At 73.8% G+C, this 19,978-nt stretch carries 23 protein-coding genes; 16 read left to right on the plus strand and 7 right to left on the minus strand.

Features of this window, described 5'->3' with window-relative positions:
- The first annotated feature begins 158 nt into the window (after nucleotides 1–158).
- The 4 genes from ACWFQ8_RS27185 (at nucleotide 159) to ACWFQ8_RS27200 (ending at nucleotide 4,077) form a co-directional block, all read left to right on the plus strand.
- The gene (locus ACWFQ8_RS27185; protein ID WP_267718192.1) at nucleotides 159–353 is read left to right on the plus strand and encodes a hypothetical protein; all 195 of its coding nucleotides are present in this window, start codon (nucleotides 159–161) and stop codon (nucleotides 351–353) included.
- Nucleotides 354–377: 24 nt separating this feature from the next.
- The gene (mshB, locus tag ACWFQ8_RS27190; protein WP_453788910.1) at nucleotides 378–1,271 is read left to right on the plus strand and encodes an N-acetyl-1-D-myo-inositol-2-amino-2-deoxy-alpha-D-glucopyranoside deacetylase; all 894 of its coding nucleotides are present in this window, start codon (nucleotides 378–380) and stop codon (nucleotides 1,269–1,271) included.
- A complete protein-coding gene (locus ACWFQ8_RS27195) occupies nucleotides 1,268–1,651 on the plus strand; it encodes a DUF6113 family protein (protein WP_453788911.1) in 384 nt (127 codons plus the stop codon). Before mshB ends, ACWFQ8_RS27195 begins: the two co-directional genes overlap by 4 nt.
- A 206-nt stretch (nucleotides 1,652–1,857) precedes the next feature.
- Nucleotides 1,858–4,077, plus strand: coding sequence for a hypothetical protein (locus tag ACWFQ8_RS27200; RefSeq protein ID WP_453788912.1), 2,220 nt, complete (start codon nucleotides 1,858–1,860; stop codon nucleotides 4,075–4,077).
- Nucleotides 4,078–4,199: 122 nt separating this feature from the next.
- Here ACWFQ8_RS27200 and ACWFQ8_RS27205 read toward each other — a convergent pair whose 3' ends face one another.
- Both ACWFQ8_RS27205 and ACWFQ8_RS27210 read right to left on the minus strand, forming a co-directional pair.
- Nucleotides 4,200–4,994, minus strand: a complete 795-nt coding sequence (locus tag ACWFQ8_RS27205; protein WP_453788913.1) for a transglutaminase-like domain-containing protein — start codon at nucleotides 4,992–4,994, stop codon at nucleotides 4,200–4,202.
- Nucleotides 4,991–5,977: a GNAT family N-acetyltransferase gene (locus ACWFQ8_RS27210; RefSeq protein ID WP_453788914.1), complete on the minus strand. Its 987-nt coding sequence runs from the start codon at nucleotides 5,975–5,977 to the stop codon at nucleotides 4,991–4,993. Before ACWFQ8_RS27210 ends, ACWFQ8_RS27205 begins: the two co-directional genes overlap by 4 nt.
- 116 nt (nucleotides 5,978–6,093) lie before the next feature.
- On the opposite strand from ACWFQ8_RS27210, the gene fdxA reads away from it, so the two are divergent.
- Together fdxA and dapC are read left to right on the plus strand one after the other, a co-directional pair.
- Nucleotides 6,094–6,423 (plus strand): ferredoxin, encoded by a 330-nt coding sequence (fdxA, locus tag ACWFQ8_RS27215; RefSeq protein ID WP_030713714.1) that lies wholly within the window; start codon nucleotides 6,094–6,096, stop codon nucleotides 6,421–6,423.
- A gap of 97 nt (nucleotides 6,424–6,520) precedes the next feature.
- On the plus strand, nucleotides 6,521–7,615 hold the full coding sequence (dapC, locus tag ACWFQ8_RS27220) for a succinyldiaminopimelate transaminase (protein WP_453788915.1): 1,095 nt from the start codon (nucleotides 6,521–6,523) through the stop codon (nucleotides 7,613–7,615).
- An 85-nt stretch (nucleotides 7,616–7,700) separates the two neighbouring features.
- On the opposite strand, the gene ACWFQ8_RS27225 is transcribed toward dapC, so the two are convergent.
- Both ACWFQ8_RS27225 and ACWFQ8_RS27230 read right to left on the minus strand, forming a co-directional pair.
- Nucleotides 7,701–8,078 (minus strand): ATP-binding protein, encoded by a 378-nt coding sequence (locus ACWFQ8_RS27225; RefSeq protein WP_453788916.1) that lies wholly within the window; start codon nucleotides 8,076–8,078, stop codon nucleotides 7,701–7,703.
- A gap of 258 nt (nucleotides 8,079–8,336) precedes the next feature.
- Complete coding sequence (locus ACWFQ8_RS27230) at nucleotides 8,337–9,275, minus strand: hypothetical protein (RefSeq protein WP_453788917.1); 939 nt, start codon at nucleotides 9,273–9,275, stop codon at nucleotides 8,337–8,339.
- An 87-nt stretch (nucleotides 9,276–9,362) separates the two neighbouring features.
- Between ACWFQ8_RS27230 and dapE the strand changes: the two genes are divergently transcribed.
- Together dapE and ACWFQ8_RS27240 are read left to right on the plus strand one after the other, a co-directional pair.
- Nucleotides 9,363–10,442: a succinyl-diaminopimelate desuccinylase gene (gene dapE / locus ACWFQ8_RS27235; protein WP_453788918.1), complete on the plus strand. Its 1,080-nt coding sequence runs from the start codon at nucleotides 9,363–9,365 to the stop codon at nucleotides 10,440–10,442.
- A gap of 64 nt (nucleotides 10,443–10,506) precedes the next feature.
- The gene (locus ACWFQ8_RS27240; RefSeq protein WP_453788919.1) at nucleotides 10,507–11,274 is read left to right on the plus strand and encodes an LOG family protein; all 768 of its coding nucleotides are present in this window, start codon (nucleotides 10,507–10,509) and stop codon (nucleotides 11,272–11,274) included.
- Nucleotides 11,275–11,323: 49 nt separating this feature from the next.
- Here ACWFQ8_RS27240 and folP read toward each other — a convergent pair whose 3' ends face one another.
- Nucleotides 11,324–12,184, minus strand: coding sequence for a dihydropteroate synthase (gene folP, locus ACWFQ8_RS27245; protein WP_453788920.1), 861 nt, complete (start codon nucleotides 12,182–12,184; stop codon nucleotides 11,324–11,326).
- A 76-nt stretch (nucleotides 12,185–12,260) separates the two neighbouring features.
- Between folP and ACWFQ8_RS27250 the strand changes: the two genes are divergently transcribed.
- Both ACWFQ8_RS27250 and ACWFQ8_RS27255 read left to right on the plus strand, forming a co-directional pair.
- Nucleotides 12,261–12,665: a DivIVA domain-containing protein gene (locus ACWFQ8_RS27250; protein ID WP_453788921.1), complete on the plus strand. Its 405-nt coding sequence runs from the start codon at nucleotides 12,261–12,263 to the stop codon at nucleotides 12,663–12,665.
- Nucleotides 12,662–13,240 (plus strand): DNA-3-methyladenine glycosylase I, encoded by a 579-nt coding sequence (locus ACWFQ8_RS27255; RefSeq protein WP_453788922.1) that lies wholly within the window; start codon nucleotides 12,662–12,664, stop codon nucleotides 13,238–13,240. Before ACWFQ8_RS27250 ends, ACWFQ8_RS27255 begins: the two co-directional genes overlap by 4 nt.
- 45 nt (nucleotides 13,241–13,285) lie before the next feature.
- On the opposite strand, the gene chcB is transcribed toward ACWFQ8_RS27255, so the two are convergent.
- Nucleotides 13,286–14,089 (minus strand): 2-cyclohexenylcarbonyl CoA isomerase, encoded by an 804-nt coding sequence (gene chcB, locus ACWFQ8_RS27260; protein ID WP_453788923.1) that lies wholly within the window; start codon nucleotides 14,087–14,089, stop codon nucleotides 13,286–13,288.
- Between the two features lie 331 nt (nucleotides 14,090–14,420).
- Here chcB and ACWFQ8_RS27265 point away from each other — a divergent pair, with 331 nt between their 5' ends.
- Nucleotides 14,421–14,588: a DUF3117 domain-containing protein gene (locus tag ACWFQ8_RS27265; protein ID WP_003966491.1), complete on the plus strand. Its 168-nt coding sequence runs from the start codon at nucleotides 14,421–14,423 to the stop codon at nucleotides 14,586–14,588.
- A 103-nt stretch (nucleotides 14,589–14,691) separates the two neighbouring features.
- Here ACWFQ8_RS27265 and ACWFQ8_RS27270 read toward each other — a convergent pair whose 3' ends face one another.
- The gene (locus ACWFQ8_RS27270) at nucleotides 14,692–15,354 is read right to left on the minus strand and encodes an O-methyltransferase (RefSeq protein WP_453788924.1); all 663 of its coding nucleotides are present in this window, start codon (nucleotides 15,352–15,354) and stop codon (nucleotides 14,692–14,694) included.
- Between the two features lie 142 nt (nucleotides 15,355–15,496).
- On the opposite strand from ACWFQ8_RS27270, the gene sigE reads away from it, so the two are divergent.
- The 5 genes from sigE to ACWFQ8_RS27295 all read left to right on the plus strand — a co-directional run bounded on the left by sigE (nucleotide 15,497) and on the right by ACWFQ8_RS27295 (nucleotide 19,807).
- Nucleotides 15,497–16,276 carry an RNA polymerase sigma factor SigE gene (gene sigE / locus ACWFQ8_RS27275; protein WP_453788925.1) on the plus strand — a complete coding sequence of 260 codons (780 nt, stop codon included), beginning with the start codon at nucleotides 15,497–15,499 and terminating at the stop codon, nucleotides 16,274–16,276.
- Nucleotides 16,273–16,950 carry a zf-HC2 domain-containing protein gene (locus ACWFQ8_RS27280; protein ID WP_453788926.1) on the plus strand — a complete coding sequence of 226 codons (678 nt, stop codon included), beginning with the start codon at nucleotides 16,273–16,275 and terminating at the stop codon, nucleotides 16,948–16,950. Before sigE ends, ACWFQ8_RS27280 begins: the two co-directional genes overlap by 4 nt.
- Nucleotides 16,951–17,004: 54 nt before the next feature.
- Nucleotides 17,005–18,420 (plus strand): S1C family serine protease, encoded by a 1,416-nt coding sequence (locus ACWFQ8_RS27285; RefSeq protein ID WP_453788927.1) that lies wholly within the window; start codon nucleotides 17,005–17,007, stop codon nucleotides 18,418–18,420.
- Nucleotides 18,421–18,537: 117 nt separating this feature from the next.
- Nucleotides 18,538–18,975 carry a sec-independent translocase gene (locus ACWFQ8_RS27290; protein WP_453788928.1) on the plus strand — a complete coding sequence of 146 codons (438 nt, stop codon included), beginning with the start codon at nucleotides 18,538–18,540 and terminating at the stop codon, nucleotides 18,973–18,975.
- A 112-nt stretch (nucleotides 18,976–19,087) separates the two neighbouring features.
- Nucleotides 19,088–19,807: a hypothetical protein gene (locus ACWFQ8_RS27295; protein ID WP_453788929.1), complete on the plus strand. Its 720-nt coding sequence runs from the start codon at nucleotides 19,088–19,090 to the stop codon at nucleotides 19,805–19,807.
- Nucleotides 19,808–19,978: the final 171 nt, after the last annotated feature.

The following is a 19,978-nucleotide window of genomic DNA, read 5'->3' on the forward strand; positions in this document are numbered from 1 at the left end:
CGTGTGACCCTGCTCATGCGCGGCGTGCGCCCCGTGTGCTGCCGGAATTCGATCGATGCGCTGGCACGGATAGTTATGATCCGTAGCGGACGGTGGGTATGACTCCCGCCGGGCGCGAACGCGCGTACCGATTCCGCTCGACGTGGAGGTGAAACGCCGTGGCACTCTCGATCTCGGCCGTGGTGCTGCTGGCGATCGTCGTCTTCCTGCTGGTCCGAAGGTCGGGGCTGAAGGCGGGACACGCGGTGGTCTGCGTGCTCCTCGGTTTCTACCTAGCGAGTTCCACCATCGCGCCGACGCTCAATCAGTTGACGTCGAACGTCGCCAGCATGATCAGTGGCCTCAAGTTCTAGGCGCCGCCTCGTAGGCTTGGCCCCATGAACGGTCTCCCCGCCCGCCGACTGCTCCTCGTGCACGCGCACCCGGACGACGAGTCGATCAACAACGGCGTCACCATGGCCAAGTACGCGGCCGAGGGCGCCCACGTCACCCTGGTGACCTGCACCCTCGGCGAGGAGGGCGAGGTCATCCCGGCCGCCCTCGCCCACCTGGCGGCCGACCGCGACGACGGCCTGGGCGCGTACCGGGTCGGCGAGCTCGCGGCCGCCATGGGTGAACTGGGCGTCACCGACCACCGGTTCCTCGGCGGCCCCGGCCGCTTCCGGGACTCCGGGATGATGGGCGCCCCGCAGAACGACCGCCCGGAGGCCTTCTGGGCGGCCGACGTGGACGAGGCGGCCGCGTACCTGGTGGACGTGATCCGCGAGGTGCGCCCCCAGGTGCTCGTCACCTACGACCCGAACGGCGGGTACGGTCACCCGGACCACATCCAGGCGCACCGCGTCGCCATGCGCGCCGCGGAACTGGCCTCCGAGGGCGCCTACCGGCGCGACCTCGGCGCCCCGCACACGATCGGGAAGATCTACTGGAACCGCGTCCCCCGCTCGGTGGTCGAGGACGGCTTCGCCGCGCTGCGCACCGCCGGGGGGAAGCCACCGTTCCCGGGGCTCGCCTCGCCCGAGGACGTACCGGGAGTCGTCGCCGACGAGCGGATCACGGCCGAGATCGACGCGGAGCCCTTCGTGGCGGCCAAGGCCGCCGCGATGCGCGCACACGCCACCCAGATCGCCGTGGACGGGCCCTTCTTCGCCCTCTCCAACGACCTGGCCCAACCGCTGTTCGCCCGCGAGTACTACGAGCTCGCCGAGGGCCGTCCCGGCGTCCCGGCGGGCGAGCGCGAGCACGACCTCTTCGCGGGGGTGGACGCGTGAGCGGGACGGCGACCCCGGCCCGGATCGCCGCCTGCCTGGGCCTGTTGGTGCTCGGCGCCCTCACCGGAGCGGCCGGCTGGCTGGTGGTGGACCTGTGGTTCCCGGCCGGGCTGCTGCTCGCGCTGCCGGCGCTCCTCGGGCTCTTCCTGGGGGGTCGGATCGCGCTGGGCACCGGGCTCGGGGTGGGCGCGGCCGCGGCGGGCTGGTTCCTCGCCTACGTGATGCTCAGCGTTCCGCGCCCCGAGGGGGACTTCCTCCTCGGTTCGTCCGGAATCGGCATGTACGCATACCTTTTGGGTGGAACCGTGCTGGCTGTGATGTGTGCCACGCTGCGCGGCCCGCAGGAACGGCCGGTTTCGGCCGCGCGGCCCGCCAAGTGACGTGGCGTCGGACTCCGTAGCGGGGGTCTGCCCCGGGCGTTCCGGCGGGGGCGCGAGGGCGCGCGGCGGGGGCTCGGCGGGGGGTCCGGGGAACCGCGGATTCCCCGCGGTCAGTTGCGCGCGGGCGGCGGCCAGTATGGTGGACGGGCCGCCGAGCTGCCCGCGCACGGTATGACGGGCGGCGGAGCCAACCGGGAGAACCTGCCTTGAGTCGTGAAACTGACAGTTCGTCCTCCGGGCCCCAGGGGCACGGTGGAGCCGCTTACCCCTCGGGTACGCCGCCGTACGGAATCGGCCGGTCTCCGTCCACGGACGCCGCGGCGACCGCCCCGGAGGAGAACTCTGTGACCTCGAAGCCGTCCACGCCCGAATCCGACGGGCCCAAGACCGAGACCACCCTGACGACGCGGATCCGGATCAACATCCCGGGTTCGCGGCCGATCCCGCCGGTAGTCGTCCGCAAGGCCATGGGGGACACCTCCGGCACGGCGACGACCGCCGGTCCGCAGGCGCGACCCGGTCCGGCCCCGCAGCCGGCGCCCGAGCCCCCGCTCGCCCCGCGGCCCCGGCCGACCCGGATCGAGGCCGAGCCCGAGCCGGCCCGTGCCCCGGGCCAGGGCGAGGGCGAGGAGTCGGCCAGCAACTGGTTCGCCCCCCGCAAGGCGGCCGCCCCGCCGCAGGCTCCGGACCCCGCGCCGCCGATCGCGCCGTTCCCCGGCGCGCCCACCCCGCCGCAGGCCGGGCCCTTCCCGGGGGGCCCCGGCGGTGCGCCCGGAGGTCCGGGTGCGCCCGCCTCACCGCAGGCCGGGCCGTTCCCCGGCGGCCCCGGCGGTGCGGCCGGGATGCCGGGCGCGCCCACTGCGCCGCAGGCCGGTCCGTTCCCCGGTGGTCCGGGTGCGCCCGCCGGGTCCTTCCCCGGCGGCCCCGGCGGTGCGCCCGGGGCTCCCGGTGCGGGTTCCGCGCCGCCGCGCGGCCCGATGCCTCCGGCTGGTCCGGGACCGGTCCAGGACGCCATGGCTCCCGCCCCCACCGGCCCCGGCCTCGGTTGGCCGCCGCCGGGCTTCTCCGCCCACGCCGGCGCCCAGGGCGCCGGCGACCCCGCCACCACCGGGGCGTTCCCCGCCCCGGGCGGCGCCGACCCCGACACCACGGCGTTCGGCGTCCTGCCGGACCCGAACGCCGGCGGCCCCTCCGGTCCGACGGCCGGCCCCGGCTTCGGCCCCGGTCCCGTGGTGGGTCCGGGTGCGGGCCCCGTCGCAGGCGTCCGCTCCGCGGAGCCGCCCGGCTGGCCCGGCCCGGCCGTGGACCCCTCGGTCCCGGCCGCCCCCCGCCCGGGTGCCCGGCCCGGTCCCGCGGGTCCCGGGCCGGCGACCGGGCGCGTCCCCGCGCCGGGCGCCGGGCACCCCGCGCCCCCGCGGCAGGAGTCCGCACCGGCGCCCGCGGCGCGCTCCGCGCAGTCCGCCCAGCCGGCCCGCCCGGCCAAGAAGAAGGGCCGCTCCAAGGCGGCCCTGCTCGGCGGCGCGCTCGTGGCGCTGATCGGCGTGGCTTACGGAGCCGGCCTGCTGCTGAACCACTCCGACGTACCCAAGGGCACCACCGTGCTCGGCGTGGACATCAGCGGCAGCCGTGACGACGCCGTGGCCAAGCTCCAGACGGCCTTCGGCACCCGCGCGACCGCCCCGCTCCAGCTCAGCGTCGGCGGCAAGCAGGTCGAGTTGAAGCCCGAGAAGGCCGGTCTGACCCTGGACGGCCAGACGACCGTCCGCAACGCGACCGGGAGCGACTACAACCCGGTGACCGTCATCGGCTCGCTGCTGGGCAACGAGCGCGCGGCCGACCCGGTGATGCCGGTCGACGAGGAGAAGCTCGCGGTCGCGCTCCAGGAACTGGCGGGCACGGCCGGCTCGGTCACCGAGGGCACGATCACGTTCGACACCGGCAAGGCCGTGGCCGTCCCCGGCACTCCGGGTACCACGCTCGACGTGGACGGCTCCGTCGCCAAGGTGATCCAGGCCTTCCGCGACACGGTCGCCACCGGAACCGCCGCCGTCACCGAACTGCCCGTGACCACCAAGGCGCCGGTCGTCGACCAGGCCGAACTCGACCGGGCGATGAAGGAGTTCGCCGAACCGGCGATGTCCGCGAACGCGGTCGTCAAGGTGGGCGGGAAGTCCATGGCCTTCGGGGCCAAGTCCCTGCCCAAGATCCTCAGCATGCAGGTCGTCGACGGCCACCTCGTCGAGAAGTACGACCTGGAGGCGCTCAAGCAGACCTACGGGAACCACTTCGACGGCATCCTGATCACCCGGGGCACGGGTGCCAGGACGGCGGTCACCCCGCAGGACATCGCGGGCGCCCTCACCAAGGCCCTGCGCGGCAAGACGACCGCCGAGCGCACCGTGGTGGTCGACACCGACGCCGGCTGACCGGCGCCGATCGCCGCCCCCCCCGGAGCCGCGGAGGCTCCCGCACGGCGCGCGGCCCCCGTCCGGACTCCGAGTCCGGGCGGGGGCCGTGCCCGTAGGTGTATCCGCGGGCGCGGACCCCGTCAGTTGAGCAGGGCGCGGGCGGAGACGGCCTCGCCTCGGATGCGGGCCGCGGAGTCGGCGTCCACCGCGTCCACGACCGTCGCGTACGCCTCCAGCTCCGTCGCGCCCTCCCGGAAGGCGCCCCGCTCGATCAGCAGCCGCGCCCGCTCGTACCGCAGCGACGCGGGGTGCGAGGGCAGCAGCAGCGACAGGTCCAGCGCCCACAGGGCCACCGAGGACTGCTCGGGTCGCGACGACGCCCAGGCCCGGACGTTGGTCAGGATCCGCAGCACGATGTCCAGCGTCCTCGCCGGGGTGCGGGGCCCCGACGCCGGCTCCGCGAGTCCGGCGCCGAGGGACGCGCCGCCCGCGAAGGGGTCCACCACGACGCCTTCCTCCGGATCTCCGAAGCCCACCACGAAGTGCCCCGGCAGGCCCAGCCCGTACACCGGCGCTCCCGCCCGCCGGGCGACCTCCAGCCACACCACCGACAGCAGGATCGGCAGTCCCCGCCGCCGCCGCAGCACCTCGTGCAGCAGCGAGGACGACAGCCGGTCGTAGTCCGCCGGGGTGCCGTGGAAACCGAGCCGCCCGCCCAGCAGCTCCGTCACCGCCGAGGCCCAGGCCCGGCCGCCGCGCAGCCCGTACGGCAGCATCCCCGCCAGCCGGTCCAGCTCGATCTGGGCCCGATCCATGACCTGCTCGTCCAGTTCCGGGTCCGCCTCCGCCGCCATCAGCAGGCACAGCAGCGCCAGGTCCGGGCGCTCCGACCGGGCCTCCGCGGCGAACTGCCCGCGCCGGTCCGCCGTACTCACTTCGCCGCCCGGTAGTGGTGGTAGGTGTGGTGCGTGGCGAAACCGAGCCCGTCGTAGAGGGCGTGCGCCCCCGTGTTGTCCGTCTCCACCTGGAGCCAGGCCGCCGACGCGCCCTCGTCCAGGGCGCGCCGCGCCAGCGCCGCCATGACCGCCGTCGCCAGACCTTCCCGGCGGTGCGCGGGATCCACCGTCACGGCCGCGAACCCGGCCCACCGGCCGTCCACCACGCACCGGCCGACGGCCCGGCCGCCGGGCAGCGCCGCGAACCACACCGACGGCCCCTCCACCAGCATCCGCCGGGCCAGGTCCGGGTCGGTGACCTTGCCGTAGCGCGCCAGCCACTCCTCGTCCGGGGCACGGGTCAGACGTACGGCTCCGGCGGCCGGCGCGTCCACGTCGCCCACCGGCGCCAGCGCGCCGATCCGCACCTCCGCGGACACCTCGGCCGCCCAACCGCGCCGTTCCAGCTCCGCGCAGAGCATCTCCTGGGTGCCGGCGGCTCCCGTGGCGGCCTGCACGTAGGCCGGAAGGTCTCGTTCCGCGTACCAGTCGGTCACTCGCGCGAGTGCGTCGTCGAGCGGTATGCCCGGTGCGCCGAGGGGCAGAACGGAGTTGGCGCGCCGGGTGAACCCGCCGGAAGCCCGCAGCACCCACTCGCCCAGGGGTTCGCTCTCCAGGGGCTGCCAGGACCGTGCGGCGACCCTCGTCAGCTCCTCGAAGGAGGCTGCCGGCCCCCGTCTGCGGGCCGGCGCCGGGGGCACGACCTTGCCCGCGACCAGCGACGATTCCGCGATGCGGACGGCCTGGCCGTCCCTTCTTGTGATCAGCAGCACACCCTCGTTCCAGGATGTGAGAACACCGAGGGTGTCCGTGAACGCGGGTGATCCGCCCGGCCCGTGCTCCACCCGTCGTACGGAGACCCGTTCGCCCACGTCAGCCGGTGTAATCCTGATCTCCAGCAGTCCTCCGGCAATGATTTCCACAGCTCTGTCCGCCCCTCCTGTTCGGATCGTGCCCGGGAACGGAGATACTAGGTGCGGGCATCGACGACGCCGCGCTCCCGCGCGAATGGACAGCCCTACCGAGGAGGAACGAGAGCGTGACCTACGTCATCGCGGAGCCTTGTGTCGACGTCAAGGACAAGGCATGCATCGAAGAGTGCCCCGTCGACTGCATCTACGAGGGCCAGCGGTCCTTGTACATCCACCCGGACGAGTGCGTCGACTGTGGTGCGTGTGAGCCGGTCTGCCCGGTCGAGGCCATCTTCTACGAGGACGACACTCCGGAGGAGTGGAAGGACTACTACAAGGCGAACGTCGAGTTCTTCGACGAGCTCGGTTCGCCCGGTGGTGCCTCCAAGCTCGGCCTGATCGAGCGCGACCACCCCTTCATCGCGGCGCTGCCCGCCGGTATCAACGGCGAGCACTGACCTTTCCCGGCAGACGCGCCCCTCGGTCCCGTACGGCCTGTCCGCCGCACGGGACCGAGGCGTTTACCGACCCCGATCCAGAGAGAGCAGAGACCCCGTGGCCGCAGTATCCGACCGTCTTCCCGCCTTTCCCTGGGACAAGCTGGAGCCGTACAGGGCGACGGCGGCGGCCCACGAGGACGGCATCGTCGACCTGTCGGTCGGCACCCCCGTGGACCCGGTGCCGGAGCTGATCCAGCGGGCTCTGGTCGGCGCCGCGGACTCCCCGGGCTACCCGACGGTGTGGGGTACGGCCGCCCTGCGGGACGCGATCACGGGCTGGGTGCGCGGACGGCTGGGCGCGAGCGCCGCCGGGCACCGCAACGTCCTGCCCGTCGTCGGTTCCAAGGAGCTGGTGGCGTGGCTGCCGACCCAGCTGGGCCTCGGCGCGGGCGACAAGGTCGCCTACCCCCGGCTCGCCTACCCGACGTACGAGGTCGGCGCGCGGCTGTGCGGGGCGCAGGCCGTGGTCTACGACGACCCCACCGAGCTCGACCCGGCGGGCGTCAAGCTGCTGTGGCTCAACTCCCCGTCCAACCCGACCGGGAAGGTCCTCCCCAAGGAGGAGCTGATCCGGATCGTGGCCTGGGCGCGCGAGCACGGCATCCTGCTCTTCAGCGACGAGTGCTACCTGGAGCTCGGCTGGGAGGCGGAACCCGTCTCGGTCCTCGACGACGAGGTGTGCGGGGGCTCGTACGAGGGCGTCGTCGCCGTCCACTCCCTCTCCAAGCGGTCCAATCTGGCGGGCTACCGGGCGGCGTTCGTCGCCGGTGACGCGGACGTGCTGCGCGAGCTGCTGGAGATCCGCAAGCACGGCGGCATGATGACCCCCGCTCCCGTCCAGGCGGCCACCGCGGCCGCCCTCGGCGACGACCGGCACGTCGAGGAGCAGCGGGTCCGCTACGCCGCCCGCCGTGCGGCGCTGCGCACGGCGCTGGAGGCGCACGGCTTCCGGGTCGAGCACAGCGAGGCGAGCCTGTACCTGTGGGTGACCCGGGACGAGCCCTGCTGGGACACGGTCGGCCACCTGGCGGGCCTGGGCATCCTGGTCGCGCCGGGCGACTTCTACGGCGAGGCGGGGGCCCGGTTCGTGCGCGTCGCCTTCACCGCCACCGACGAGCGCGTCGAAGCGGCGGTCAAGCGCCTCGGCTAGGCCGTCTCCTCGGGTGCGGCTTCGAACAGCCCGAAGGGGCCGGGAGTTCGTGCTCCCGGCCCCTTCGGTTTCGTCGCGGCGGCCGTCAGCCCGCCAGGCCGCCGGGCAGGCCGCCCGGCAGGCCCCCGGCCAGCGGCAGACCGCCGGTCGGCAGGTTCCCGGCGGCGGGCAGGTCCTGCGTGGCGGGCAGGTCCTGCGTGGCGGGCAGGTCCTGCGTGGCGGGCAGGTCCTGCGTGGCGGGCAGCCCGCCGAGCAGGCCACCCGCGGTGCCGGCCAGGTCGGAGGCCGGAACGGCCTCGACGGCGGTGGCCGCGGCGTCCGTCGCCACGGCGGTCGCGGCCGTGGTGTCGGGGGCGTCCAGGCCCGCGGCGCCGGCCACGCCGGCCGCACCGACCACGGGCGCTGTCCCGGCTGCCAGGAGCAGCGCGGCACGGGCGATCCGACGGGTCAGGGGGAGGGACATGTTGCTCCTAAGCGGTAGCGGCTGAGTACGCCGTGTACAACCGCTCACGGGGTGGGAGGAGTTGCGGAGGCAGTAGGTAAAGGATCGGTAACGCATCGTTTAATCGGCTTCCGCGACAAGTCCACGGCACCCCCGCCCACCAGGCCTTCCGTCCCGGAGCGACCCCCGCGAGCGGCCAACCGGGCGACCCCCGCAGGAGTGACGTCCCGTACGTGCGGTCGAACCACCCGCCGAGCGCCCCCGCCCGGCCGGGCGGGATCAGCGGGCTATGACGATCCGGATCTCGTTCCCGGGCGCCTCGGCCGCGCCGGCGGTCGTCCCGCCGCCGGCGGCCCCGGGCCGCCACTGCCCCCTGGCCTGCCCGCCGATCCAGCCCTGACCCCCGTACGAGACCCGGGCGATGCCAAGCTCCTGCGCCCGGGCCACCGCCCAGTGCGCCATGGCCCGGCCGCGCCGGGCCGCGCCCGGCCCCTCTCCCTGCTTCGGCCGGACACTGACCTCGGCCGCGCCGGACTCCCCGTCCGGTTCGCCGGCCAGGGCGTCCTTGCCGAAGGCTCGCGCCAGCTCCGTGCGCACCTTCGCCGGGTCGCCGGGCGCCGGGGCCGGGCCGGAGCAGGAGAGCGACCCGCTCTCGCCGAAGGCCGCCGTCAGGACCGACGCGTCCGGCTCGTGCTTCGCGTACGCCTGCGGATAGCCGCTGCGCTGCACCTTCTGGGCGGCCACGGTCAGCGGGAGCCGCGAGTACCCCGGGACGTCGACGAGGTGGTCGTAGAAGATCCCGGCCGAGTAGACCGGGTCCATGATCTGCTCCGGGGTGCCCCAGCCCTGCGAGGGCCGCTGCTGGAACAGGCCCAGCGAGTCCCGGTCGCCGTGGTCGATGTTGCGCAGCGAGGACTCCTGCATGGCCGTCGCCAGCGCGATGGTCACCGCGCGGTCCGGCAGCCCCTTGGCGATCCCGACGGCCGCTATCGTCGCCGCGTTCGCCGCCTGCTCCGTGGTCATCTCGTAGGACTGCCGGGCGCCGTCGGACCCGGCCCCCGCCCCGACGGCCGCGCTCGCCGTGCAGTACGGGGCACCGCCGCCGTTCGAGGCGCGTTGGACGACGAAATAGCCGGCCACCGCCATCAGGACGAGCAGGCCGACGGCCGCGCGCAGCGGCCTGCGGCGACGGGAACGGGGATGACGGGTCTCGGACACGCGGCCCACCGTACTTGAGGCATATGGCGCGTCCAGCGGCCGGACGTACCGGGCCCCCTCCCGGCCCGGGGCGTTAGGGTCAGGAGCATGTCCGAATCCGAGCTGGACCTCACCCTGGACGCCGCCGAGCTGACCGCCCGGCTCGTCGACATCCCGTCCGTGAGCGGCGACGAGAAGGTCCTCGCCGACCTCGTGGAAGACGCGCTGCGCGCCCTGCCGCACCTCAGCGTGGACCGCTTCGGCAACAACGTCGTGGCCCGTACGCACCTGGGCCGGGCCGAGCGCGTCGTCCTCGCCGGCCACCTCGACACCGTGCCGATCGCCGACAACGTCCCGTCCCGTCTCGACGAGAACGACGTCCTGTGGGGTTGCGGCACGACCGACATGAAGTCCGGAGTCGCCGTACAACTGCGCATCGCGGCGACCGTGCCCGAACCCAACCGCGACCTCACCTTCGTCTTCTACGACCAGGAGGAGGTCGCCTCCGACCGCAACGGCCTGGGCAAGGTCGCCGAGGCCCACCCCGACTGGCTCACCGGCGACTTCGCCGTGCTGCTGGAACCGTCGAACGCCGAGGTCGAGGGCGGCTGCCAGGGCACTCTGCGGGTGCTGCTGCGCACGGCCGGCGAGCGCGCCCACTCCGCGCGCGGCTGGATGGGCTCCAACGCCATCCACACCGCGGGCCCGATCCTGGCCAGGCTGGCCGCGTACGAGCCCCGCCGGCCCGTCATCGACGGCCTGGAATACCGCGAGGGCCTCAACGCGGTCCGGATCGAGGGCGGCGTCGCCAACAACGTCATCCCCGACGCATGCACGGTGACGGTCAACTTCCGCTACGCCCCCGACCGCAGCGAGGACGAGGCACTGGCCCACGTCCGCGAGGTCTTCGCGGACTGCGACATCGCCGAGTTCGTCGTCGACGACTCCTCCGGCGGCGCCCTCCCCGGCCTCTCGCATCCGGCCGCCGCGGCGTTCATGGCCGCGGTCGGCGGGCGCGCCATGCCGAAGTTCGGCTGGACCGACGTCTCCCGGTTCAGCGCCCTGGGCGTCCCGGCGGTCAACTACGGCCCGGGTGACGCCCTGCTGGCCCACAAGGTGGACGAGCGCGTCGAGACGAAGGCGATCCTGCACTGCGAGGAGCGACTCCGCGCCTGGCTGACCTCCTGAATTCCGCTTCTCGCCACCTTCGTGCGCCTACCCTGATCCAACGATCAGCAGGAGGGAGCACATCATGGGCAACCGCGCCAATCCCGACGGGGACGCTCGTCGTCGGCCCGAGGAGCAGCAGCTCGGGCCGGTGCTGAGGAGGCGGAGCCAGGTGCAGGCGGGCAGTACCACGGACCAGCGGCTGCTGGATTCGGCGGGGCCCTCCGAGTGGGTGCACACCGATCCCTGGCGGGTCCTGCGCATCCAGTCGGAGTTCATCGAGGGCTTCGGCACGCTCGCCGAGCTGCCGCCCGCGATCAGCGTCTTCGGCTCGGCCCGCACCCCGGCGGGCTCGCCGGAGTACGAGGCGGGCGTACGGATCGGACGGGCGCTCGTCGACGCCGGCTTCGCCGTGATCACCGGCGGCGGTCCGGGAGCGATGGAGGCGGCCAACAAGGGAGCCCGCGAGGGCAACGGCATCTCGGTCGGCCTCGGCATCGAGCTCCCCTTCGAGCAGGGCCTCAACCAGCACGTCGACCTGGGCCTGAACTTCCGGTACTTCTTCGTCCGCAAGACGATGTTCGTGAAGTACAGCCAGGGCTTCGTCGTCCTCCCGGGCGGCCTCGGCACCCTGGACGAGCTCTTCGAGGCCCTCACCCTGGTCCAGACCCAGAAGATCACCCGCTTCCCGATCGTGCTGTTCGGCACGGAGTACTGGAGCGGGCTGATCGAATGGCTGCGGAACACGGTGATCGCCCAGGGCAAGGCCTCGGAGAAGGACCTGTACCTGTTCCACGTCACGGACAGCGTGGACGAGGCCATCGCGCTGGTGACGAAGGAAGTCGGCAAGTAGGCGCGTAGCAGCGCGGGCCCCCGGCGGCCGACCGCCGGGGGCCGGTGGCTCAGGCCAGGCCGCGCCGGGCGACGGCGGGCGGCCGGTGGCCCCGGATCGAGGCCACCATGTCCAGGATCTGCCGGGTCTCCGCGACCTCGTGGACGCGGTAGACCTGCGCGCCCAGCCAGGCCGAGACGGCCGTCGTGGCGAGGGTGCCCAGCAGCCGCTCCTTGACCGGCTTGTCGAGGGTCTCGCCGACGAAGTCCTTGTTGGACAGCGAGACCAGGACCGGCCAGCCCGTGGCGGCCATCTCCGGCAGCCGGCGGGTGGCCTCCAGGGAGTGGCGGGTGTTCTTCCCGAAGTCGTGGCCCGGGTCGATCATGATCGCGTCGCGGCGGACGCCGAGGGCCGCCGCCCGCTCCGCCAGGCCGACGGTGACCCGCAGGATGTCCTCCATGACGTCCTCGTACGCGATCCGGTGCGGCCGGGTGCGCGGCTCGACCCCGCCCGCGTGGGTGCAGACCAGGCCCGCGCCGTAGCGTGCGGCGACCTCCGCGAGCTTGGGGTCCACCCCGCCCCAGGCGTCGTTCAGGACGTCGGCGCCGGCCTCGCAGACCGCCTCGCCGACCTCGTGCCGCCAGGTGTCCACGCTGATCACCACGTCGGGGTGGCGCCGGCGGACCTCGGCCACGAAGCCGACCGTGCGGCGGGCCTCCTCGGCCGCGTCCACGTGCTCGCCCGGCCCCGCCTTGACCCCGCCGATGTCGATGATCGCGGCGCCCTCGGCCACCGCCTGCTCGACCCGGTCCAGCGCCGGCTCGTCGCGGAACGTCGCGCCCTGGTCGTAGAAGGAGTCCGGCGTCCGGTTCACGATGGCCATGATCACCGGCTCGTGGGTGTCGAACTCGCGCCTGCCCAGTCGCAGCATCCTGCTCTTTCCTCCTTCGGCGGCCCTTGCGCCTCGCCTGCGACCTTAACCTGGTGGCCGGAGTCTCTCAGGGGAGTTGATCGTGTTCTTCTTCTTGATGATCGCGCTGGTCGTGGTCGTGGCAGCGGTCACCCTCGCGGTGGTCGGCGGCGGCTCGGAGGCCGTCCTGCCGGAAGCGGAGCCGGACCGGGTGGCCGACGCGCTGCCGGAGACCCGGCCCGTCGTACGGGCGGACATCGACGCGCTGCGGCTGCCGGTCGCGCCGCGCGGCTACCGGATGGCCGAGGTGGACGACGTCCTGGAGCGGCTGGCGGCGGAGCTGGCCGAGCGGGACGCCCGCATCGCGCAGCTGACCGGGGCCGGCCCGGACGCGGCCCCCGGGGCGGGCCCGCGGGAGGCCGCGCCCGCACAGGCCCCGGCGGACGGGGACGGCGACGCGGCGGACGGCCACGTCGACCTCGTCAAGCGCGGTGAGGGATGACCGGCCCGGTCGCGGGCGCGGACGGGCTGCCGCGCTGCCCGTGGGCCCTGTCGACGGAGGACTACACCGCCTACCACGACACGGAATGGGGCCGTCCGGTCCACGGTGACGACGCCCTGTACGAGCGGCTGTGCCTGGAGGCCTTCCAGTCCGGGCTGTCCTGGCTGACGATCCTGCGCCGGCGGGAGGGTTTCCGTACGGCGTTCTCCGCGTTCAGGATCGCGGAGGTGGCGGAGTTCGACGAGCGCGACGTCGAGCGGCTGCTCGCCGACGCGGGGATCATCCGCAACCGTGCCAAGATCGAGGCGACCCTGGCCAACGCCCGGGTGCTGGCCGGATGGGAGCCGGGGGAGCTGGACACCCTGATCTGGTCCCACGCCCCTGAGGAGCCCGCCCGGGCGCCGCACACGACCGACCAGGTCCCGGCGGTGACCGAAGAGTCCGCGGCCCTCGCCAAGGCGTTGAAGAAGGCGGGCATCCGCTTCGTCGGCCCCACCACGGCCTACGCCCTGATGCAGGCCTGCGGGCTGGTCAACGACCACCTCGTCGCCTGCGTCTCCCGCGACCCGGACTGAGCCGGCCGGGCCGCGGGCGCCGCGCGGGGACCGCGCCGGCGCGGGTCAGCGGCCCAGGTACCGCGGGGGCTCCTTCGCGAGGAAGGCGCGGACGGCGATGCCGTGGTCCTCGGAGGCCCCGGCGCGGGTCTGGAGGGCGTCCTCGCGCTCCAGCGCCCGCGCGAGCGAGTGGGAGGCCCCGTACGCGAGGGACTCCTTGAGCGCGGCGTACGCGACCGTCGGTCCGGCGGCCAGCGCGCGGGCGACGGCCTCGGCCTCGGCGTGCAGGGAGTCGGAGGGGACCAGGCGGTTGGCGATGCCCAGGTCGTACGCCTCCTGCGCCTTGACCGAACGCGGGAAGAGCAGCAGGTCCGAGGCGCGCGAGGCGCCGATCAGGCGCGGGAGGGTCCACGAGACCCCCGAGTCGGCGGTGAGCGCCACCCCGGCGAACGAGGTGGTGAAGGACGCGGTGTCGGCGACGACCCGGAAGTCCGCCGCCAGCGCGAAGCCGAAGCCGGCCCCGGCGGCGACGCCGTTCACCCCGGCCACGACGGGCTTGGGCATCTCCGTCAGGGCCCGGACGATCGGGTTGTAGTGCTCGGACACCGTGCTCATCGTCAGCGAGGAACCGGTCTCGCGGTCGGCCGCGAGGTTGCCGATGTGCTCCTTGAGGTCCTGCCCGACGCAGAAGGCGCGGTTGCCCGCCGCGGTGAGCAGGACGGCCCGTACGGAGGTGTCGTCGGCGGCCGCCAGGACGGCGTCGCGGAGCGCGACCTTCGCCTCGGTGTTCATGGCGTTCATGGCGTCCGGACGGTTGATCGTGATGGTCGCGAGTCCGTCGGTCACTTCGTAGAGCACACTGTCGGCCATGGCGGGGGTCCCCCTTCGTCGCGGGCTTGGCTACCGGTCGGTACCGCCCGGTGCAAGGTCAGCATGGCGGACCGGACGGGGCCCGCACATGTGATGTGCGTCAAAGAAAGCGGAAGCCGTTCCGGCGGGGCAGCGGCGCAGTATCGCAGGCGGGTCCCCGAAATGAGTGGTTTTGGTCGAGCGCGTTGCCGAAGCGTTCACAGCCGATGTTGGTCATCGGGTCCTGACATGCGGGATAATGGCCGGGAAGCAATGTGTTCGATGCCGGGTATTAGGCGCCTGAACGGGGCCGTCGGCTGACGATGAGCTGGTTTCAGGAAGGGGAACGAGCATGGCGGCCATGAAGCCGCGGACGGGCGACGGCCCGCTCGAGGTCACCAAGGAGGGGCGGGGCATCGTCATGCGCGTACCGCTCGAGGGCGGCGGTCGGCTTGTCGTCGAGCTGACCCCCGACGAGGCGGACGCCCTGGGTGACGCCCTGAAGAAGGTTGTCGGCTAACCCGCTGATCGCACTCCACCTTCTGAGTTCTCCGCGCTGCCCCGACCGCTCTCAGCGGTCGGGGCAGCGCTGTCTGCCCGCCCGTCCGCTGCCCGCTCGGCGCTCAGCGGCGTACGGCGCAGAGAAGGCCGTCGCCCACCGGGAGCAGCGCGGCCTCCAGGGCCGGGCTCTCCCGGACGCTGCGCAGCAGCTCGCGTACCCGCAGCACCTCGACCGGCTGGGCCGCGGAGTCGACCGTGCGGCCGTCGGAGAAGACGCCCTCGAAGCACACCAGCCCGCCGGGACGCAGCAGGCGCAACGATTCGGCGAGGTAGTCGAGGGACTCGGACGGGTCCCCGTCGCAGAAGACGAGGTCGTACCCGCCGTCGGCGAGCCGGGGGAGCACGTCGAGCGCCCGGCCCGGGATGAAGCGGGCGCGGTTGCCGGCGAAGCCCGCGGCGCGGAAGGCCTGGCGGGCGAAGGCCTGGCGGTCCTGTTCGGGATCGACCGTGGTCAGGACCCCGTCGGGACGCATCCCGTGCAGGAGGTGGATGCCGGAGACGCCGGTTCCGGTACCGATCTCGGCGACCGCCTTGGCGTCCGCGGTGGCGGCCAGCAGGCGCAGCGCGGCCCCGGTGCCGGGGGAGACGGAGCGCAGGCCCGCTTCCCTGGACCGGTCGCGGGCCCATCGCAGAGCGTCGTCCTCGGCGACAAACGCGTCGGCGAACGCCCAGCTCGTCTGCCGGTTGCCGGTAATGACCCTCTCCTGTCCCCATAGTTGGCGCAACGGTGACTGTATCCGTTGACGTCGGGAACCCGCAGATGGGACCGGGCGTTGAGAGGGGAAGGGCGTCCGGTGCCCGGTCGGGGACCCGGTCGTGCAAAGTTACTGCAAAAACGCTTATCCGGAGCTGACGGAGGGGGTGGCTATGGTAGGGACTCCACTGGACACCACCAGAGCCGACAGGGGAGGTGCGGCTGCGCCTGTGGATCGTGGGGGCGTGTTCAGACGCCTCTTCTGGTCGGCGGGTGAGCCGAAATCCGTGACCGACACTGCTGACCGCTTCCACACCGCCGACACCGCAACCACCGCGACCTTCGCCGCCGATGCGGGCTCGCAGGCGTGGACCCCTCCCTCGTGGGAGGAGATCGTCAGCACGCACAGCGCGCGGGTGTACCGCCTCGCCTACCGCCTGACGGGCAACCAGCACGACGCCGAGGACCTCACCCAGGAAGTCTTCGTCCGTGTCTTCCGCTCCCTGTCCACGTACACCCCCGGCACCTTCGAGGGCTGGCTGCACCGGATCACCACGAACCTCTTCCTGGACATGGTCCGCCGCAAGCAGCGGATCCGCTTCGACGCCCTCGCCGACGACGCCGCCGAGCGGCTGCCGAGCCGTGAGCCGTCCCCGCAGCAGGTCCTGCACGACACCCACTTCGACGCGGACGTCCAGCAGGCGCTGGACACCCTCGCGCCCGAGTTCCGCGCGGCCGTGGTGCTGTGCGACATCGAGGGCCTCTCCTACGAGGAGATCGCCGCCACCCTCGGCGTGAAGCTCGGTACCGTGCGCAGCCGGATCCACCGCGGCCGCTCGCACCTGCGCAAGGCGCTCAAGCACCGGTCCCCCGAGGCCCGCGCGGAGCAGCGCGCGCTGGCGGGGGCGGCGGTGGGCGCGCCCGGCGTCGGGGGAGAGGGCGGAGCCGAGTGAGCGGAGTCAGTCCGTCCCCCGCGGAACAGCACCTGGGCGACCGCCTCGCCGCCCTGGTGGACGGGGAGTTGAAGCACGACGCGCGCGAGCGGGTCCTGGCGCACCTGGCCACCTGCGCCAAGTGCAAGGCCGAGGCCGACGCGCAGCGCCGGCTGAAGACCATGTTCGTGGAGAGCGCGCCGCCACCGCTGTCCGCCGGCCTCCTGGCGAGACTCCAGGGGCTGCCCGGCGGCGGCCTCGACGGCCCGCCCGGCTCCACGGGTCCGCAGGGCCCGACGGGCCCGCACGGCGGCGCGGGAGCCGACCCCTTCGCGTCGTTCGGGTACGCCCTGCCCATCGCAGGCGGGCAGCGCCAGGAGGGCTTCCGGATCCACGAGGTGGGCCGTCCCCGGCGCCGCTTCGCCTTCGTCGCGGCCGGAGCGGTGTCGCTGGCCGCGCTCGCGCTGGGCGGTGCGCTGCCGCTGGAGACGGTGGAGCCGAACGCGCGGGGCGAGTACGCGCCGGCCCCCGCCTCCCGACCGGGCTCGGCCGTGCCCGCGGCCGACGCGATCGGCCGCGACCGGCTGCCCACGCCCGCCGCGGTCCCCTCCCTGCTGTCGACCCGGTCGAACCCGCTTCCCCCGCTTCACCCCTCCCCGACGGGCCCGGCCCGCCCGGTCTCCCTGCTGCGCTGAGCCGGGACCTGGTTGAATCTGCGGCACACGCGCACACGCAGGCGGGGAGCGCCCATGGCCGACAGGCAGCAGACCGATCCGGCTCCGTCGTGGTGGAGCCGGCCCCAGGGCCCGGCGGACGCCCGCCGGGACGGGGTGCCGTCCCCCCGGCCCGACGGCGGCGGCGAGCCCCGGGACCCGGTCCCCGACCGCGAGCCGCGCCACGAGGCGGATCCCGGCCCCGAGCACGAGCGGACGTACGAGCAGGCGTACGGGCGGATCACCGGGCAGGCGCCCGAGCAGCCGTACGCGCAGACCGGCGGGGTCCGGTACGACCCGTGGGGCGAGCAGCCGCTCCAGGTCGTCGACCGGGGCCGCGGGCGGGCCGGCATCCGCCTCTGGCAGGCCGCCGCGCTCTGCGCGGGCAGCGCCCTGCTGGCCGGCGGGACCGGTGGCTACCTCGGCGTGCTCGCGGAGCGCGAGGCGGGCACCCGGCTGGAGCTGCCCCAAGCCGGCGTCGCCGACCCGGGCCGGGCACCCGGGAGCGTGGCCGGGATCGCGGCCGCCGCGCTGCCCGGGGTGGTCACCCTGCACGTGCGGGGCGCCTCCGGCAGCGGCACGGGCACGGGCTTCGTACTGGACCCCCAGGGCCACATCCTCACCAACCACCACGTCGTCGCCGACGCGAAGGAGATAGCGGTCACGTTCAGTACCGGCGAGAGCGTCACCGCCGAGCTGGTGGGCCGCGACTCCGGCTACGACCTCGCCGTCGTCAAGGTCAGCGGGGTGCGGGGGCTCCGCCCGCTCACCCTCGGGAACTCCGAGAACGTCCGCGTGGGCGACCCGGTGGTGGCCATCGGCGCCCCGTTCGACCTGTCCAACACCGTCACCGCCGGCATCATCAGCGCCACCGGCCGACCCGTCACGGCGGGCGGCGACAAGGGGGACGGCAGCGACATCAGCTACGTCGACGCGCTCCAGACCGACGCCCCGATCAACCCGGGCAACTCCGGCGGCCCCCTCCTCGACTCCCGGGGCCACGTGATCGGCATCAACAGCGCGATCAAGGGCGCCGACAAGGGCGAGGACGGCGGCGACGGCGCCCGGCAGGGCGGCTCGATCGGACTCGGCTTCGCGATCCCCGTCAACCAGGGCAAACGGGTCGCCGAGGAGCTCATCCGCACCGGCCGGGCCACCCACCCCGTCATCGGCGTCACCCTCGACATGCAGTACACGGGCGACGGGGCCCGGGTCGGGGACGAGAGCGCGGACGGCAAGCCGTCCGTGGTCGCCGACGGGCCGGCCGCCCGCGCCGGGATCAAGGCCGGAGACGTGATCACCAAGGTGGACGGGCAGCGTGTCCGGGGCAGTGACGAGCTGATCATCAAGATCCGGGCCCACCGGCCGGGCGATCCGCTGACCCTCACGGTGCTGCGCGCGGGCCGCGAACGCACCCTGGAGGTGGTCCTCGGATCGGCGAACGGCTCGTGAGCGGGGCATGACGTCCGGGTGAAACCGATCCGGGGCAGGTACGCGGGTATGGCCGCCCGGGGATCGCCGGGTACCGTGTGTCCGGGCCCGATGTGAAGAGAGCCGAGGAGCGGCAAGGTGTTCAACGACATAGGCGCACTCGAACTGGTCACGATCGTGGTGCTCGCCATCCTCATCTTCGGCCCGGAGAAGCTCCCCAAGGTCATTCAGGACGTCACGGGCGTCATCCGGAAGATCCGCGCGTTCTCGGACAGTGCGAAGCAGGACATCCGCTCCGAACTCGGCCCCGAATTCAAGGACTTCGAGTTCGAGGACCTGAATCCGAAGACGTTCATCCGCAAGCAGCTGAGCGAGAACGAGGACCTCAAGGAGATCCGCACCGGTTTCGATCTCCGCAAGGAGCTGAACGACGTCACCGACGCCGTCAACAGCAAGGAGGCGGACGCCGCCCCGGCCGACGCCGTCGCGCCCGCCGGCATCGGCGCGGACCTGCTCAAGAAGCCCGCCGCCCCGGCCGCCGACCAGCGGGCGCGCTTCGACGCCGACGCCACCTGAGCCCCAGCCTGCCCGGCGATCCGGGGTCGGATGGCTATCCTCCATCTGTCCGGACCCAGGACGCCCGAGGGGGGTCGGCCGTTCCGGACCCCACGGAACGAAAGGCCGCCAGATGGAGACGACGAGCAGCAGCCGGGTAGGTGCGCAGACCGCCGAGGCACCCGCACCCGCTCAGGACGAACAGAACCCCCAGGTCGGCGAGGCGCAGCCACCGGAGGCGGGTGCGCCCGTCCCGGCGGCCCGCCGCACGGCTGACGGCTACCTGAGGGCCGACTTCCCCTGGTACGGGCTGGACGGGGCCTTCACGGGCCCCCGCTGGCTCATGCAGGTCGCTACCGCCGCCGACGGAACGGTGGAGCACGGCTCCACCGGCCACGGCGACGAGCCTTCGGCGCGCGGCGAGATCGCCACCGGCGAGAAGGAGCGCTTCGCGGTGGTCGTCACCGTCGCGAGCAACCCGCTGCGCCGCAGCGGCGACGGCACCGGCGTCCTGGAGGCCACTTCGGTCTCCTCGGCCGCCTGGCTGGCCGGCTCCGGGCTGCTGGCGTACAGCTGGCCGGGGCAGATGGACCACACGCTGCGAGACGACTGGCTCGACCAGCAGACCGAGGCCGCCTGGGAGCTCGCCGACGACCTCGGCGGCGAGGACTGGTCCACCCTCTCGCTGCCGGTCGACGGGGAGCCGACCACCTTCCACTACCGCGAGTCGGAGTTCGGCTGGGTGCTGGCGGGCTCGACGAGCAGCGGCGTCCACCTGGGCGCGTACGGGCGCGGGATGAGCGCCTACGGGCTCGGCTTCTCGGCCATCGCGGACTTCGCCGCGTACGAGTAGACCCCCGCGGCGGGGGCGGCGACGGCGCCGCGGCCCGGACACGCGGAAGGGGCCCCCCCGCCCGCGGGGGCCGCCCCCCCCGCCGCGGGGGCGGCGCCCGCCGGGCCCGGGCGGCCGGTGATACGACTGGGTGAGGCTCCTGCGTGCCTCCCCCGACGACCTCCCCCGACG

This window comes from Streptomyces sp. NPDC055254, assembly GCF_053606025.1.